Source organism: Lipingzhangella halophila, from assembly GCF_014203805.1.
GTDB classification, from domain to species: Bacteria; Actinomycetota; Actinomycetes; order Streptosporangiales; family Streptosporangiaceae; genus Lipingzhangella; species Lipingzhangella halophila.
Genome location: NZ_JACHJT010000001.1, coordinates 2,229,441 through 2,244,847 on the forward strand (window position 1 = coordinate 2,229,441; position 15,407 = coordinate 2,244,847).

General features: G+C 69.1%; 14 protein-coding genes. 7 read left to right on the plus strand and 7 right to left on the minus strand.

Annotated features, from left to right (window positions below; all coding sequences use genetic code 11):
• Nucleotides 1-51: 51 nt before the first annotated feature.
• The 5 genes from F4561_RS10015 to F4561_RS10035 all read right to left on the minus strand — a co-directional run bounded on the left by F4561_RS10015 (nt 52) and on the right by F4561_RS10035 (nt 5,104).
• Entirely contained in the window at nt 52-1,710 is a 1,659-nt protein-coding gene (locus F4561_RS10015) for a thiamine pyrophosphate-binding protein (protein ID WP_184577111.1), read from the minus strand.
• A 19-nt stretch (nt 1,711-1,729) separates the two neighbouring features.
• Complete coding sequence (locus F4561_RS10020) at nt 1,730-2,692, minus strand: ABC transporter substrate-binding protein (protein ID WP_184577113.1); 963 nt, start codon at nt 2,690-2,692, stop codon at nt 1,730-1,732.
• Between the two features lie 95 nt (nt 2,693-2,787).
• Nucleotides 2,788-3,573, minus strand: coding sequence for an ABC transporter ATP-binding protein (locus F4561_RS10025; RefSeq protein ID WP_184577116.1), 786 nt, complete (start codon nt 3,571-3,573; stop codon nt 2,788-2,790).
• A 17-nt stretch (nt 3,574-3,590) separates the two neighbouring features.
• Entirely contained in the window at nt 3,591-4,373 is a 783-nt protein-coding gene (locus tag F4561_RS10030) for an ABC transporter permease (protein ID WP_184577119.1), read from the minus strand.
• The gene (locus tag F4561_RS10035; RefSeq protein ID WP_312885208.1) at nt 4,370-5,104 is read right to left on the minus strand and encodes an ABC transporter permease; all 735 of its coding nucleotides are present in this window, start codon (nt 5,102-5,104) and stop codon (nt 4,370-4,372) included. The genes F4561_RS10030 and F4561_RS10035 overlap by 4 nt, the downstream gene beginning before the upstream one ends.
• Nucleotides 5,105-5,533: 429 nt before the next feature.
• On the opposite strand from F4561_RS10035, the gene F4561_RS10040 reads away from it, so the two are divergent.
• From F4561_RS10040 to F4561_RS10070, 7 genes are all read left to right on the plus strand, one after another.
• On the plus strand, nt 5,534-7,126 hold the full coding sequence (locus F4561_RS10040; protein WP_184577125.1) for a sensor histidine kinase: 1,593 nt from the start codon (nt 5,534-5,536) through the stop codon (nt 7,124-7,126).
• A complete protein-coding gene (locus tag F4561_RS33665) occupies nt 7,123-7,809 on the plus strand; it encodes a response regulator (RefSeq protein WP_184577128.1) in 687 nt (228 codons plus the stop codon). Before F4561_RS10040 ends, F4561_RS33665 begins: the two co-directional genes overlap by 4 nt.
• A gap of 735 nt (nt 7,810-8,544) precedes the next feature.
• Nucleotides 8,545-9,276, plus strand: a complete 732-nt coding sequence (locus F4561_RS10050; RefSeq protein WP_184577131.1) for an alpha/beta fold hydrolase — start codon at nt 8,545-8,547, stop codon at nt 9,274-9,276.
• A gap of 9 nt (nt 9,277-9,285) precedes the next feature.
• The gene (locus tag F4561_RS10055) at nt 9,286-9,570 is read left to right on the plus strand and encodes a muconolactone Delta-isomerase (protein WP_184577134.1); all 285 of its coding nucleotides are present in this window, start codon (nt 9,286-9,288) and stop codon (nt 9,568-9,570) included.
• A gap of 611 nt (nt 9,571-10,181) precedes the next feature.
• Complete coding sequence (locus F4561_RS10060; RefSeq protein WP_221445434.1) at nt 10,182-11,450, plus strand: MFS transporter; 1,269 nt, start codon at nt 10,182-10,184, stop codon at nt 11,448-11,450.
• Between the two features lie 205 nt (nt 11,451-11,655).
• Entirely contained in the window at nt 11,656-12,675 is a 1,020-nt protein-coding gene (locus F4561_RS10065) for a uroporphyrinogen decarboxylase family protein (protein WP_184577137.1), read from the plus strand.
• A 240-nt stretch (nt 12,676-12,915) separates the two neighbouring features.
• Nucleotides 12,916-13,377, plus strand: a complete 462-nt coding sequence (locus F4561_RS10070) for a hypothetical protein (RefSeq protein ID WP_221445435.1) — start codon at nt 12,916-12,918, stop codon at nt 13,375-13,377.
• 68 nt (nt 13,378-13,445) lie between these two features.
• On the opposite strand, the gene nrfD is transcribed toward F4561_RS10070, so the two are convergent.
• Nucleotides 13,446-14,501 carry an NrfD/PsrC family molybdoenzyme membrane anchor subunit gene (gene nrfD, locus F4561_RS10075; protein WP_184577140.1) on the minus strand — a complete coding sequence of 352 codons (1,056 nt, stop codon included), beginning with the start codon at nt 14,499-14,501 and terminating at the stop codon, nt 13,446-13,448.
• Nucleotides 14,498-15,406, minus strand: a complete 909-nt coding sequence (locus F4561_RS10080) for a 4Fe-4S dicluster domain-containing protein (RefSeq protein ID WP_184577143.1) — start codon at nt 15,404-15,406, stop codon at nt 14,498-14,500. Before F4561_RS10080 ends, nrfD begins: the two co-directional genes overlap by 4 nt.
• Nucleotide 15,407: the final 1 nt, after the last annotated feature.

Sequence of the window (15,407 nt, forward strand, 5' to 3'; positions counted from 1 at the left end):
TGGTGCTGCCCTGCCGCGTAGGAACAAGGGGGATCCCCTGTCCCCGCGGGCTCAGGGGCCCGCGTCGGCGGCGAAGGCGTGGTCGATCAGCCAGGAAGGGAACGAGGTGATGCGCGCGTCGATCACCAGCGGGGCCCGCCGGGAACCGTCCACCCACCTCTCGACCTCCTTCAGGTCGGCGAGCGTGCGCACGGTGACGGCCTCGCACCCGTGCCCGCGGGCGATTCGGGCTATGTCGGTCTCCGGGAACTCCACGATGTCCGTCGCGTACCCGTGCGGTGCGAAGTGGTGGACCTCGGCCCCGTAGGCGTGGTCGTTGTACACGACGACGATCAGGGGCACCTCCATACGCACGGCGGTGTTGAGCTCGACGTGGCTCATCATGAAACCGCCGTCGCCCACACCGGCGACGGCGACCCGGCCGGGGGAGGCCAGTCCGGCCCCGATCGCGGTCGCCACCCCCAGCCCGATGGACGCGAACGCCAGCGTCAGACAGAAGCCGCGCGCGTCCGGGACCCCGAGGAACATCGCGGGATATCCGTTGAAGTTGCCTCCGTCCGGGGCCACGACGCGTTCCCTCGGCAGCACGTCGTCCAGGGCGATCGTGAGGGTGCGCGGGTCGATCGTGTCCTCGGTGCTGGTGTCGGTGAAGGGGACGTCCCGCCACCGGCACCGTTGGGCGATGCTCTCCCGGAGGTCGGGGGTCCGCCAGGACGGCTCGCACCGGGGTCTTTCCCGCACCTCCTCCAGGGCCGCCCGCGCGGTCGCGCCGACATCGCCGAGCAGGGCGAGGTCCACCCGGGTGTGCACGGCGAGAGCCTCGGTGTCGTCGTCGATCTGCACCACCGAGGCGTCGGGGGAGAGGAGCTCCCCATTGCGCAGCGTCCAGGAGTTCAACGACGCGCCCCAGGCGACGACGAGATCCGCCTCGCGCAGAAGGTCGGCCGTCAGTGGGGAGGCGAACCCTCCCGCGACGTCGATCGACCAAGGGTGGTCCGCGAACATGCCCCGGGCCACGGCCGACGTGGCGAGCAACGCACCGCTGTGCTCCGCGAGATCGGACAACACGCCGGCGGCGCCGGCCAGCCGAGCCCCGCGCCCGGCGACGAACACCGGGCTCCGGGCCGTGCGCAGCAGCTCGGCGAGGCTCGCAACGGCCGCCGGCTCCGGTCGGGCCGGCGAGCGCGCCGGCGGCGGCACCGGTGGAACCGCGGACAGGGGAACGGGCGCCTCCTGGATGTCCAGCGGCAGGTTGAGCACCACCGTGCGCCGGTCCACCGCGGCGCGGCGAAAGGCGCGGGTCGCGTCGCGCACGGCGGTCGCGGGCGAGGTGATCGACTCCGTTGCGACACCCAACCCGTTCAGCACGGCCGGCTGGTCGATGTGGAAATTGGACAGCAGGTCCGAGGCCGCCGTGTCCGCGCTGAGCACCAGGAGCGGCGTCCGGCTCTTCGCGGCCTCCGTGATGGCGGTCAGGGCGTTGGTCAGGCCGCACCCCTGGTGGACGGTCACGGCCGCCACCGCACCCGTAGTGCGCGCGTGGGCGTCCGCCATGGTCGCCGCGCCGGCCTCGTGCCGGGTGGCGACGAACCGGGCTCCCGCGGCGACGAGCGCGTTGGTCACGTGGAAGTTGCCGCTGCCAACCACCCCGAAGACCTGGTCGATTCCCAACCGCGCCAGTTCCCGCGCGACGGCTTCGGCGACCCGCATGGTGGTCCTCCCTGTGCTGTCACTGGCAGAGCAGTTCGTCCGTGCTCGGTGCCGAGTCAGTGACGTCGTACTCGGCCGTGAACTCCATCTGCTCCTGGACGGCCGGTTCGTCGATCTCGGAGGTGAACACGGGGAGCCTCATGCGCTCGGCCATCTCCTCGGGGATCTCGGTGAACTCCGGAATGCTCGCGCGCACCGCGTCCTCGTTGTCCCGCGCGTACTCCACCGACCGGTCCATCGCCCGGGTGAAACGCTCGACCACGTCGGCGTTCTCCTGCATGTACTGCTCGCCGGTGGTGTAGTTGCCGTTGGGGTACTCGGGGGCCAGCGCGGCCTGCGGTGCCCACGCGACCTCGCCTCCCTCGTCCAGGACGGTGGTGATGAAGGGCTCCGAGGTGTAGCCCGCGTCGATGCGCCCCTCGGACAACGCCCCCGGTACCTCCGGGAAGGGGACCTCGATCAGCTCCACCGAGTTGGGGTCGAGCCCTTCCTGGTCCAACGCGGCCTTGATGAGGACCTCCGCGTTCCCGCCGAGGGCGTTGACGCCGATGGTCGCGCCGTCGAGGTCCTCCGGACCGTCGATACCCGCGTCGGAATCGGCGACGAGGACCTGCCAGTCGTCCTCCTCCGAGGTGCCCGTGGCGTCGTTGGCCGTCACCACGCAGACGGGGAGCCCCTGGCTCACGGCCACACCGGCGGAGATGTAGCCGACGAAGCCGAAGTCGTAGTCGCCCGAGACCAGTCCGGTGACGATCTCGTTGCCCCCCTGCAGAACCGTGGGCTCGACCTCCAGCCCTTCCTCCTCGAAGAAGCCCTCCTCCATGCCCATGTACATGGGAGCCGCGTTCGCGATGGGCAGTGTTCCGATGTTGATGGTGACCCGCTCACCGCCGTCGGCGTCGCCGGAGCCGCCGCCACAGGCGGTCGCGGCGAGGGCGGTGGCCGCGACGATCGCTGTTGTCGGGCGTACTAGTTCACGCATGGCACGGTGTCTCATCTGCTCTCCTGGGGGAGACGAATGTTGGGGGACGAATGCTGGGGTGCGGCTGTCTGGGGTGCGGATGGCGGAGCCGGGTGTCAGGCGGGTGTGCTGGCCGTCTGGTCCGGTCGCCGGATCGATCGCCAGACGTAGCCGCGCAGGCGCGCGAAGTCGGGCCGTTCCTTGGTCCCGACCTGGTCGCGGGGGCGGGGCAGGCCGACGTCCACGATCTCGGCGACCCGGGTCGGCGCGGACGTGAGCACGACGACGCGGTCGCTGAGGTACACCGCCTCGTCGATGTCGTGGGTCACGAACAGGACGGTGACCCCGTACTGGTCGCGGACGTCCAGGACGAGATCTTCCAGGTCGGCGCGGGTTTGGGCGTCCACTGACGCGAACGGTTCGTCCATCAGGAGGATCTCGGGCTGGTACGCGAGCGCTCGCGCGATGGCCACGCGTTGCTGCATTCCCCCGGAGAGCTGCCACGGGTACTTCGCCCCCGCGCCGTCCAGACCGACGCTCTGGAGTGTCTCCCCGACCAGCGTCCGCATCGCCGACCGGTCGAGCCCGCGCGGTTTCAGCGGGAACGCGACGTTCTCCCTGACCGTCATCCAGGGATAGAGGGACCGGGAGTAGTCCTGGAAAACCAGGGCCATCTTCTTCGGCGGTTCCGTGACGAGCTCGTCGTCCAGGTAAACCGAGCCCGATGAGTACGGGAGGAGGCCCGCGACGCACTTGAGCAGGGTCGTCTTTCCCGCACCGGAAGGGCCGACGATCGACACGAACTCCTGTTCCTCGACGGTGGCGGAGACCTCGGCCACGGCCTCGACGGCGTTGCGGGTTCCCTCCTCGTAGACCTTCCTGAGGGATTCGACTCGGAGCATGCTGGTTTCCTTAGCGGTTATGTCGCGCCACCGCGTGCGCCGCGGTGCCACCGCAGCACACGGCGTTCCACGAGGAGGAAGACGAGGTTGAGGGTGAAACCGAGTAGGGCGAGCAGCAGAATCCCGGACCACATTTGGGTGATGGCGTAGGTCCGCTGGGACTGCAGGACGAAGTAGCCGATTCCGTTGGTGCTGGCCACCATCTCCGAAACGACCATCATGATCACCGCCAGGGCCAGGCTCACCCGGGCGCCGGCGAAGATCTGGGGGGCAGCGGACGGCAGGACCACACGGAAGAGGCGGTCACGCCGCGGAATCTGGAAACTGCGCGCGGTTTCCCGCTGTGTGGGGTCGACACCGTCCACGCCGTCGATCGTGTTCAGCAGGATCGGCCAGAAACAGACGAACGCGATCAGGGCGATCTTCATCGTGGAGCCGACACCGAGGATCAGTATCCCCGCGGGAATCAGCACCGGTGGCGGGATGGCCCGGAGGAACTGCACAACAGGGTCGGCCATGCGGCGCAACATGTGCGAGGACCCAAGAGCCATACCGATCGCGATTCCCGCGAGGACCGCGATCGCGTACCCGGCGAAGAGCCGGGTGAGACTCGGAACAACGTCGCTGCCGACACGGGCGAAGAGCCAGGTCTCCTGGAACGTCCGGATGATGTCCAGTAGGGGCGGGAAGAAGAACGAGGTCTCCCTGCCGGTCAGGACCGCCCAGAGCACCAGCAGGGCCAGCGGCACGCCGATCTCCAGCCCGCCACCGGTCACGCGCTTCAGTCGGGCCGGGTTCATGACCGGTTCGCCTCCCTCTGTGCGGGGTGCCAGTGCAGCAGGCGGCGTTCCACGGAGGTCATGAGGACGTTGATGCCCCAGCCGATCAGCCCGGTCGCGATGATCAGGCCGTACATCAGCTCGACTCTGCCGCTCTGCCGCGCGATGTTGATCTCCTGTCCGAGGCCGGCTGTGCCCAGGACGAGTTCGGCGGTCACCGCCAGGATCAGCGCCACCGAGGAGGAGATGCGCACCCCGGTCGCGATGTAGGGCAGAGCGCTCGGCAGCGTGACACGGAGCAGCCGCCGCGGCGCGCCGACGCCGAAGGACCGGGCCGTCTCCACCGCCACGGGGTCGACGTCCCGCACGCCGTAGAGCGTCTGCAGCAGGATCGGCCAGGTGGCCGCGAACGCGGCCAGGAAGACCTTGCTCTCCAGACCGGCCCCGAACAGGAGCACGGCCAGCGGGATGAGGGCCACGGACGGCACCGGGCGGAGGAACTCCACCACCGACCGCGTGGCCCGGAACAGCAGGTACACCGAGCCGATGAGAATCCCGAGCGGCAGCGCGGCCGCCGTGGCGAGGCCGAGTCCCAGGGCCCACCCCTGGAGGGTCTGGCCGACCGGTTGCCAGAGACCGCCGTCCAGGACCTGCTCGGCGAACGCACCCAGCATGGCCGAAGCCGGCGGGAGGAAGCGGTCGTCGACGACTCCGGAACGCGCGAACAGTTCGAACAGTACGATGGACAGCACGACCCCGGCCGTGGGCAGGACCCATCTGGAAGCCCCGTTGCCAGGCCGCTGCCTGCGGGACCCCTCCGCCGCACGTTCTCCGCGCCGCGGATCCCGCGTCGGAGCGAGCCTGGCCGCGCCTCCCCGCGTCGGGGCGCGCTTCAGTGGTGGCGATTCAGACATTGTCCTTGGGCTCGGGCTTGGGGATCAGTGGCTGCCAGCGTAGGCACGGGCCCGCGGCCGCTACTTCCTGCGGATGACGATTCCCGCGCGGCGTCGGGTCGCAGTGGAACCGCGACAAATGACGTATGTCCGGACCCTCTGGCGCTTTATGGGCGACTTGGGGGGATGACGGGCGGGGAAGGAACGTGCATTCTGGTGTCGCGACGAGCGAAACGAAAACTCGGTGACATCGCGTGTACCGGCGTGGATGTGGTTGGTGAGGATCGCATGTCTGTCGGAAGCAACCCTTCGGTCATATCCGAGCCTCGTCCCCTTGACTGGTCCGCGCTTGCCCTCGACGCCCCCGATGGGCTGGCGGTCGTGGCCGCGAGCGGGCATTTTCTCCAGGTGAACCGGGCCGGCGCCGTACTGTGCGGCCGAAGCGAGGAAGAGCTGGTCGGGACGCCTGCCCCGTTCCACCTGCTTCAGGACGTCGTACTCAACGATCTCGGCCTGCTGGACGACGGTTCCAAGGAGCAGGTGGCTCTCTGGCAGCCGCCCGGAGAGCCGCCACGGGAGTTCGCCTACCGTGCCCTGCCCGTCTCCGGGTTCACGGTGGTCGGTTTCCGGGATGTCACCGACCAGCGGCACCGGCAGCGCCGCGTGGCCGCCATCGCCCGGAGCTCGGTGAAACTCGCCTCGGCCGGGTCGCTCACCGCGACGCTCGACGCCTTGGCGAGTGAGGTCGTGCGAACGGACGCCCTGGCAGGGGTGCAGATCCTGACACTCGACGACAACAGCGGTCTCAGAATCATGGGCTCGGCCGGGTTCCCCCACTGGTCCGACTTCTTCGACCGCCTCATGGAATGCCGCGATCGCGGTGCACGGCTGTGCACGGTCGAGGCCTACGAGAGCGGGGAGACGGTCATCGTCCCCGACCGTTGGTTGGCGATCCGCGACGACCCCGCGTGGCAGCCGTTGAACGAGTACCTCAGCGATCCGGAATGGAACTGGTTCGCCAGCGTCCCCCTCAAGATCCGCGGTCAGGTCCAAGGGGTGCTCAACGCCTTCTTCCGCCCGGGGCAGACGATCGGGCGCCGCTCGGAGGAGTTTCTGCTCGCCATGGCCGAACAGGCGGCGGTCGCGGTCGACTACGCGGCGCTGGTGTTGCGCGAGCGCGAGCACGCCCGGCGGGAGGAGCGGCAGCGTCTGGCGCGTGACCTGCACGATTCGATCGTGCAGCAGGTGTTCTCCATCAGTATGCAGGCGAAGTCGATCGGGGTGCTCGGGGAGAGGGGAGTCGCCGCTCCCGCCGAGACTGTGTGCCGCATCGCCGACGAGGTCGGCGTGCTGTCGAGCGCCGTACTCGCCGACCTGCGCGCCATGGTGCACGAGCTGCGGCCGTCGTCCTCCGCCCAACTGGGCCTGGAGGAAGCGGTTACCGCGCTCGCCGAGAGTACCGAGAAGCGGACCGGGCTCCACCTCGACGTCGATTTCGGCGAGGGGCTCGACGAGGTGACCGGTGACCTCGTCGAGGACATGTACCGCATGATCGCCGAGGCCATCCACAACGTGGTCAAGCACGCCGAGGCGCACACCGTGTCCGTGCACGCGGGGGTGACCGGGCACCGGCTGGTCGTCATCGTCGCCGACGACGGGTGCGGGATCGGCACCGGGTCCTCCGAACGCGGCGAAGGGTACGGGTTGACCACGATGCGCGAACGAGCCGAACGCTGGGGTGGCGAGCTGACGGTCCAGCTGCGTTCACTCCGGGGAACACGGGTGCGAGCCGATGTGCCGCTGGCGCTCCCCGGAGCGCCAGGGATGGCGGAGGACCCGTTCGGCGAGAGCCACCGGCTGGCTGGAGAACCGACGCCGTGAGCGGTGACCGGGAGGCACACATCAGGGTCCTCATTGTCGACGACCACGCCGTTGTTCGGCGCGGAATCCGCTCATACCTGGAGGTCCAGGAGGACCTGGAGGTAGCCGCCGAGGCGGCCAACGGCGAGGAGGCGCTCGACCGGCTGCGCCTCATGGCCGCGCACCGGGAGCTGCCCGCGGTCGTCCTGCTGGATCTCCTCATGCCCAAGCTCGACGGCGTGGCGACGACGAAGGAGATCGCCGGCCTCTACCCGGACGTACGGGTCGTGGTTCTGACCAGCTTCGGCGAGATGGAGCGCATTCACGCCGCCCTTGCCGCCGGAGCCGCGGGATACCTGTTGAAGGACGCCGAACCCCCCGATGTGGTGGCCGCGATCAGGACCGCCGCACGCGGTGACGTGTTCCTGCATCCCGCCATCGCGCGGAAGCTCACCCAGGAGATGGTGAGCCCCTCCACCGGACTGAACGCGCTCACCCTGCGGGAACGCAATGTCCTGGCGCTGGTCGCCAAGGGCCTGTCCAACCAGGAGATCGCCAGCAACCTCGTGATCAGTGAACGGACCGCTCGTACGCACGTCAGCAATGTGCTGCACAAGTTGCAACTAACGTCGCGTACGCAGGCGGCCCTTGTCGCGGTGCGGCAGGGCCTGGTCACCAACGAGGGCGCGGGCGAGCAGCATTAGGTAGTGTTTTTTGGGCTCGCTGGCGCTCGCCGGGTCGGGCGCCTGGGTGGCCGGGAACCTTCGGGCACCTCCGGTGTGCCGGCAACACGGGCTCGTTCCTCGCCCACACGGACGCCCCACCTACGGACCCTCCAGAACCCCGGCGGCCCCCGACCTGTTCTCTGGGCTCGCTGGCGCTCGCCGGGTCGGGTGCCTGGAGGCCGGGAACCTTCGGGCACCTCCGGTGTGGCGCCCCGGTCGGCTTCGCCACTCGCGGGCGCCCCACCTCCGGGCCCTCCAGAACCCCGGCGGCGCCCGACCTGTTCTCTGGGCTCGCTGGCGCTCGCCGGGTCGGGCGCCTGGGTGGCCGGGAACCTTCGGGCACCTCCGGTGTGCCGGCAACACGGGCTCGTTCCTCGCCCACACGGACGCCCCACCTACGGACCCTCCAGAACCCCGGCGGCCCCCGACCCAGACGGCCACTTGGTTCGAAAAACAGGGCTTAGCCGCTCACGGCTGACGGGCAACACGAAGTCTCCGCGCTGTCCCGGCCGCTCTGGCGTTCCCGTCCGCCGGCAACCCGGTGTTCGCCCGGACTCCCCGCGCCGGCGGGCGTCCGCGCGGAGAGCACAGCGACAAATGACGTAGCCCGCGCGGGACCCATGCCGGCCCCGGCTCCGTCATTGCGCGCTTCAGCACGGGAGAGGGGCTCTCTACCGTCGATGATGTCGTAGCCGACGAGGGAGACCCGCGCGTATGAGTACATTCGTCCTGATCCATGGTGCCTGGCATGGCGGTTGGGCGTGGCAACGGGTCGTGTCCCGGTTGCGTGCCGCCGGTCACGAGGCCCACGCACCGACCCTCACCGGGCTGAGCGACCGCGCGCACACGCTCCACCCGCAGGTCGGGTTGAGCACGCACATCCAGGATGTCGTCGCCCACATCGAGGCCCACGATCTCCGGGACGTCGTTCTGGTCGGCCACAGCTACGCGGGACAGGTCGTCACCGGGGTGGCCGACCGCATACCCGAGCGCCTCGCGACACGCGTGTACCTGGACGCGTTCGTCGGCGAGGACGGCGAGGCAGCGATCGACCTGCTGCCCGAGACTGTCGCCGGCCACTACCGGGAGTCGGTCGGCGGCCCGGGATTCGGCTGGCTCATTCCCGTGCGTTCACTCACCGTGCTGGGGGTCGCGGACGAGGCCGATCTGGCCTGGCTGACTCCGCGGCTGACCCCGCATCCGTGGCTGACCTACACCGAACCGCTCCGGTTGACCGGAGACGACCGGGTTGCCGCGGTGTTCGTCGAGTGCACCGACTGGATGGGTGTGTTCGCTCCCCAGGCCCGCCGTGCGGCGGCCCGCGGGTGGCCTACTGCCGAGCTCGCGACCGGCCACGAAGCCATGGTCACCGCACCGGCCGAGCTGGCCCGGACACTTCTCCAGATCGCCGACAACAGCGGCGCCCCACGCCCCCCGCGCACATAGGAGAGTCCCGTGGAGTTCCTGGTCCGGTCAGAGAACAACCTGCCCCGCGACACCCCCGAACACGTCCAGCGACAGCTCCGTGCCGAGGAGCGCCAACGGGCGCAGGAACTGCGGGAGGCGGGCATCCTCCGGCGCCTGTGGCGGGTACCGGGGCGGAACGCGGCGATCGGGCTCTACGAGGCGGCGGACGCGACTGAGCTGCACACCGCCCTGACCTCGCTTCCCATGTGGACGTGGATGGACATCTCGATCGAACCACTGGCAACCCATCCCCAGGAGATGCCTCCCTCATGACCGGTGTCCCCGGGCGAACGCCGCGTCCGGGGACACCGCGGGGACGGCGGGAGCACGGGACAGTGCGCGGACGTTGGGACGACGCGCCGCGGTCGCCCGTCCCGGCCGCGCGGCCGGAGAAGGGTTGTACGAAGTGCGGACAATCGTCCGTATGGGGTGGCGGCCATGCGCAGTCCGGTGCGAAACGGCGGATCGTCCGCTGGAGAACGGCCGTCTCCCTGCGGCCGCCATCGCTGCAGTTTCCTGAATCGCCTGGAAGTTAGCGGTTCGTTGCTGTCCAGTCGTACCCGGCTGGCATCACTCGCATGGGCCGCCCGGCGACCGCAGTCGTTCGTGCGAGGCGGCCCGGGCCACGGCCGCTATGTCGAAACGAGACTTGACACACTCTGGGGCGCCGCTCAAAACTTACTTTCGGACAGATGACCGTAGTGCGGACACGTTGAACGTCCGCGATGAACCGTACGAAGGCGACCATCATTCACCCCCGCGCCGGGACCGGGCGCCCCCGCGAACCGGTCCGGTGAGTGGAACCGAGGGAGCATCTGCCGCGCGCTGCGGCCCGCAACACCCGCTCCTTGTTCCGCTGCGGCAACCCACTCGAAGGAGCGGACGTGGCGTTCACCAGGAATCAGGATGACCAGGAGAAACCATCCTCCTCAACGTCGCACCGGGGTGTGCACCCGGTCGCCGTCGTGGTCGGATTCACGGTTCTCTGCGCGTCATGGATGCTCAACGCCATGGATCGCCAGCTTTTCTATCCACTGCTTCCCGACATCGGTGATGATCTGGGATTCACGCTGGCGCAGGACGGTTTCCTGGCGACCGGGTTCACGCTCGGGCTCGGCGTAGCCGGTTTCCTCGCGGGTTTTGTCGTCGACCGGTACTCACGCAAGACGGTCATCATCGTCAGCGTGCTCGTCTACTCCCTGGGTACCGCCGCGATTCCGCTCTCGTACCACGTGGCGGACATGGCGGTCTACCGCATCATCTCCGGTGTGGGGGAGGGGGTGCAGGGGACAGCGCTGTACGCGATCGTCGGATCGTTCTTCTTCCACCGCAGGGCGTTCGCGGCCGGCTTCATCGGCGTCGCGTTTGGCGGCGGCCTGTTCCTGGGACCGATGGTCGGTGTCCCGTTCGCGGAGAACTTCGACACCTGGAAGGCGCCGTTCTTCCTTTTCGGTTCCCTGGGCCTGGTAATGGCAGTGCTCATCATGACTCTCGTCTCGCGCCGCATGTCCGAGGTCAAGCGGGACATCGAGGAATCGGCCGCGACCCGGGACTTCGGCCATGTCCCCGCGAGCCCGTACAACCGCAACATCGTGCTCTTCGGGTTCGGCGCGGCCTCCAGTGGGATGATCTTCTACGGTTTCACCGGGCTGTATCCCACTTACCTCCGCGAGCAGTTGGCGTTCGAAAGCGGCCAAGCCGCGCTGGCGGTCTCACTGCTGGGCATTGGCGCCATGCTGGCCCTGGTGGCGGGCTGGCTCGGCGACAAGATCAACCAGAAGTGGCTGCTCGTGTGCACGTTCCTCATCATCTCGGTGATCGCCTATCTCATTTACAACGTTGTCACGGCGACCATCGGCCAGTACGTGCTGGCGTTCCTCATGGGAGCGTTCGCGAGCGGTTCCCTGTTCACCAACACCGCGACAGCCATGCAGCGCTCCGTCCGCCCGGAGCTCGTGGGACGTGGGCAGGGCCTGTTCATGCTGACCTACTACGTCGCGGCGGCGTTCTCCGGAAGCACCTTCGCCTGGCTCGTCTCGCACGGCGACTGGGGCCAAGCGGGACTGTGGCAGCTCACCATCCTCCCGCTCGTCGCCGCTGCGGTGCTCTCATTCGTGGACCGGAAACGCATGATCATTCCCGGCGTGAAATGACGGCCCGGGACGCGCTTCAGCACTCCGCGGGACCCCCGTACTGCTCCGCCGGCTGGCCCGCATAAACCAGAAATGATTTCCGCAAAGGGGAATTTTTGCCGATCCTTATTGTCCTTAGTCGAAAAGCTCCCTGATCTCGGAGCGTCTGACGCCACGATGAAGGCCGTGCGCCGAACCCACCCTGTCTACCGCGAGGATTTCTCTGATGCTGTTTCCCACGTCGCTCGTCGGAAGCTATCCGCAGCCGCACTGGCTGATCGACCGCGCCAAGCTCGGCCAGCGCTTCCCGCCGCGGGTGCGTGCCCGGGAACTGTGGCGGGTCGGGGACGAACTGCTCGAAGAGGCGCTCGACGACGCGACCACGCTGGCGGTCCAGGCCCAGCTTTCGGCGGGACTGGACATCATCACCGATGGGGAGGCGCGCCGGGAGAGCTACTCGAACCACTTCGCCACCGCCCTGGACGGTGTCGACATCGACAACCCGGGAATGGCGCTGGACCGTAGTGGCGAACCCAATCCGGTTCCCCGCGTAGTCGGCCCCATACGGCGCCGCCAGCCCATCGCGGCCCGCGACACCGCCTTTCTGCGTGAGCGGACCGACCAGCCGATCAAGATCACCATTCCGGGGCCGTTCACCATGGCCCAGCAGGCCCAGAACGACTACTACCCCGATGAGCGGTCTCTGGCGTTGGGCTACGCCGCGGCGGTCAACGAGGAGATCCACGAGACGTTCGCCGCGGGAGCCGACATCGTCCAACTGGACGAGCCCTACATGCAGGCCCGCGCGCCAAAGGCCAAGGAGTACGGCCTGGAGGTGCTCTCACGGGCGTTGCAGGGGGCGCCCGGCACCACCGCTGTACACATCTGCTTCGGCTATGCCGCGATCATCCACGAGCGCCCCGAGGCCTACTCGTTCCTCCCGGAGCTGGCGCAGGCCCCTGTTGACCAGGTGTCTATCGAGACCGCGCAGTCGAACCTCGACTGCTCGATCCTGGAGAGCCTGCCCGACAAGACCGTCATCCTCGGTGTGCTGGACCTCTCCGACCCGGCCGTGGAGGACCCCCAGACCGTGGTCGACCGGGCCAAGAGGGCGCTGCGGTACGTCGCGCCCGAGAATCTCGTACTGGCTCCCGACTGCGGGATGAAGTACCTGCCGCGCAAGGCAGCCCTGGGCAAGCTCCGTTCCCTGGTGGCCGGCGCCGAACAGCTGCGCAACGAATACTGAGTTTCCGCCGTCCGCTGGTCACCGCACCACCCAGCCGTCGCGCGGCGGCTGGGTATCTCACAGGGTGTGCGGACGCGCGAGCGCGCCCCGCCGACCGGTAGACACCCCCGCTCATGAAACCCGACGCGGGCGAGGCGGGCACGAAGGGCGCCCCCTGACGCAAGCCCGATTCTGTGCCACCATACGGCAATGCGAAAACCGGAATCACAATGGCGCGCATGGCCCGATTCCGTGGAAACCATGACAGAGACAGAGCGAACGCGGTTGGCGGCTCTTCGGGACCGCTTCGCCGAGCTCGGGTGCCCCGACCCGGAGGATGCGGCTCTGTCCGAGTTCCTGGACGACATTCCGCAGCTGGCCCGATTCCTGGCAGTGCGGCACATCTGGCCGCGCCTGATCGACGAGTGGGCGAACGAAGGTGTGCTGGAGCGGTTCCCGGCGGCCGATCGCCTCCTCGCCAGCGGTGCGGATCGCGGCGACCTCGCCAAGGTTGCGCGATTGGTTGCCTACGAGACTGCGTTCACCATGCTCTACGACCTCTCGGCGGGCGGAGACCCCGATGCGCCCGACGGTACTCCAGAGTGGTGTCTGCAGGAGGTAGGCCCGGACGGCGAGCCGACCGGGCGGTACCTCGACTCCTTGCACGAAGATCTGCTGATGCTGGATCCGTCCGGCCGGGAAGGTGCCGACCTGTTCGAGTAGCCGCCCTCCGAAGAACGGGTTGGCTGTTGGTTGGGGACGGGCAGGGCGCCCCGCCAAGGGCTGCCCTGTCAGTTTGCGCCTTCCTCCTCCTGCTCCCCGTTCTTCTCGCGCAGCCGCTGGCGTTGCGGGACCACCGTGTACTTGGGGTCCGCGGCCGACTGCACGCCGGCCTTGAAGATCCCGAAACGCGTGCAGGCCGACCCCGCCAACAGGGCGGCCCCGCTCGCGGCCGAGAGCACCCGGCTGCGGCCACTCAGGAGGGCGCCAGCGGCCCCGGCCAGGGTCAGCGCCTTGGCCGTGCGCATCAGCGCACCCCCGCGGCCCGACTGGTAAGGCTCGGCAACCATGCCCAGCCGGCGTTCCATGCGTGCCACCGCCGCGGTCTCCAGGGCGGAACCGAACACGGCGGCTCGTCGGGCGGGGGCGGCCTGGCCGAGGGGCGCGGTTAGCATTCCCATCCCTCCGGAGGCCGCGGCCGCTGACCCCACGAACACGAACGGCATCTCCCGGTACCCCTCGTGCCAGGCCGGAACGGCCGTGTCACAGATGAGAGGCGCGGTGTAGGCGGCGACCGCGGGTCCCACCACACCGGCACCCACCGTCGCCGCCCGGCCGATGCGCGGGAACAGGCCCGTGGCTCCGGTGACCGCCGCCGCCCCGGCCATGGGCCCGTACCCGGCCAGCAGCCACGAGCCCATGTTCATCGGCGATGTGGGCCGGAACACCCGCAGCATGTTGAGGAAGCGGGCCGGACGCCCGAGGTCGTGGACCAGGGCCACGAGGGACCCGGAGACGGCGCCCAGCGCGGTGTACTTCAACGGCCGGGCCAGGTCCGGCCGGCCCGTCAGCTCGGCTCCGGCGGCCAGTCCCGATGAGGCGCCGGCCAGCCCGCCCAGGAACAGGTAGCCAGCGATGTCCCGCCCCTCCCAGACAATCTGGTTGAGGATCGGCTGGCCGTAGTAGGAGCGGAACTCGGTTTCGGATACCTCTTGCGTACCGCTGCTCCGCGCGTGCTCGGGCGCGCGGTGCCGGTCGCCGTCCAGCACCGCGGCGGATCCGGTCACCGCTTCGCGCCCGGGGCGCTCGCCCTGAACACCCTGCGGGGTCACATCCGAGGTGCTCACCGCCTCCTCCTTCCCAGGAACGTCGCACTCACCCCGGCGAGCAGCGTCGCGGCGGCGATGCCGGCGTATCTCCACATCGATGGCAGGTCGCGGGTGGTCACGACCGGATCCGGGGGCAGGCCGTAGACCTCCGGCTCGTCCAGCAGCAGGAAGAACGCGCCCGCGCCACCAACGCCGTCCTGCGGGTCGTCCCCGTACAGCCGCGCGGAGGAGACTCCGGCGTCGTGCAGGTCACGCACCCGCTCGTTGGCCCGCTCACGGAGCTCGTCGAGGTTGCCGAACTGGATGGAGTCGGTCGGGCACGCCTTGGCGCACGCGGGCTCCAGGCCATCGCCGAGCCGGTCGTAGCACAGGGTGCACTTCCATACCCGGCCGTCGTCCGCTCGCTTATCGATCACCCCATAGGGGCAGGCGGGCACGCAGTATCCGCAGCCGTTGCAGATGTCCTCCTGCACCACCACCGTCCCGTACTCGGTGCGGAAGAGCGCGCCGGTGGGGCACACGTCCAGGCAGGCGGCACTGGTGCAGTGCTTGCACACGTCGGAGGACATCAGCCAACGGAACTCGCCGCGCTCGTCGGCGCCGGTGGAGTCCCCGGGGCGCTCGAAGGAGGGCATTCCCAGATCCACCGGCTCTCCCTCGGGGCGCCCCACCCCGGTCTCCTGGTAGCCCAGGGGTTCCCGCTGCTCGACAAACGCCACGTGCCGCCACGTGTCCGCTCCCAGCCCGCCGCTGTTGTCGAACGACATGGCGGTGAAGTCCAGGCCGTCCTCGGGAATCATGTTCCATTCCTTGCAGGCGACCTCGCACGCCTTGCAGCCGATACACACGCTGGTGTCGGTGAAGAAACCCATGCGCGGCTGGTCGGTGCCGGGTTGACCGCCGGCCTCCTCGTCGATGGCCATC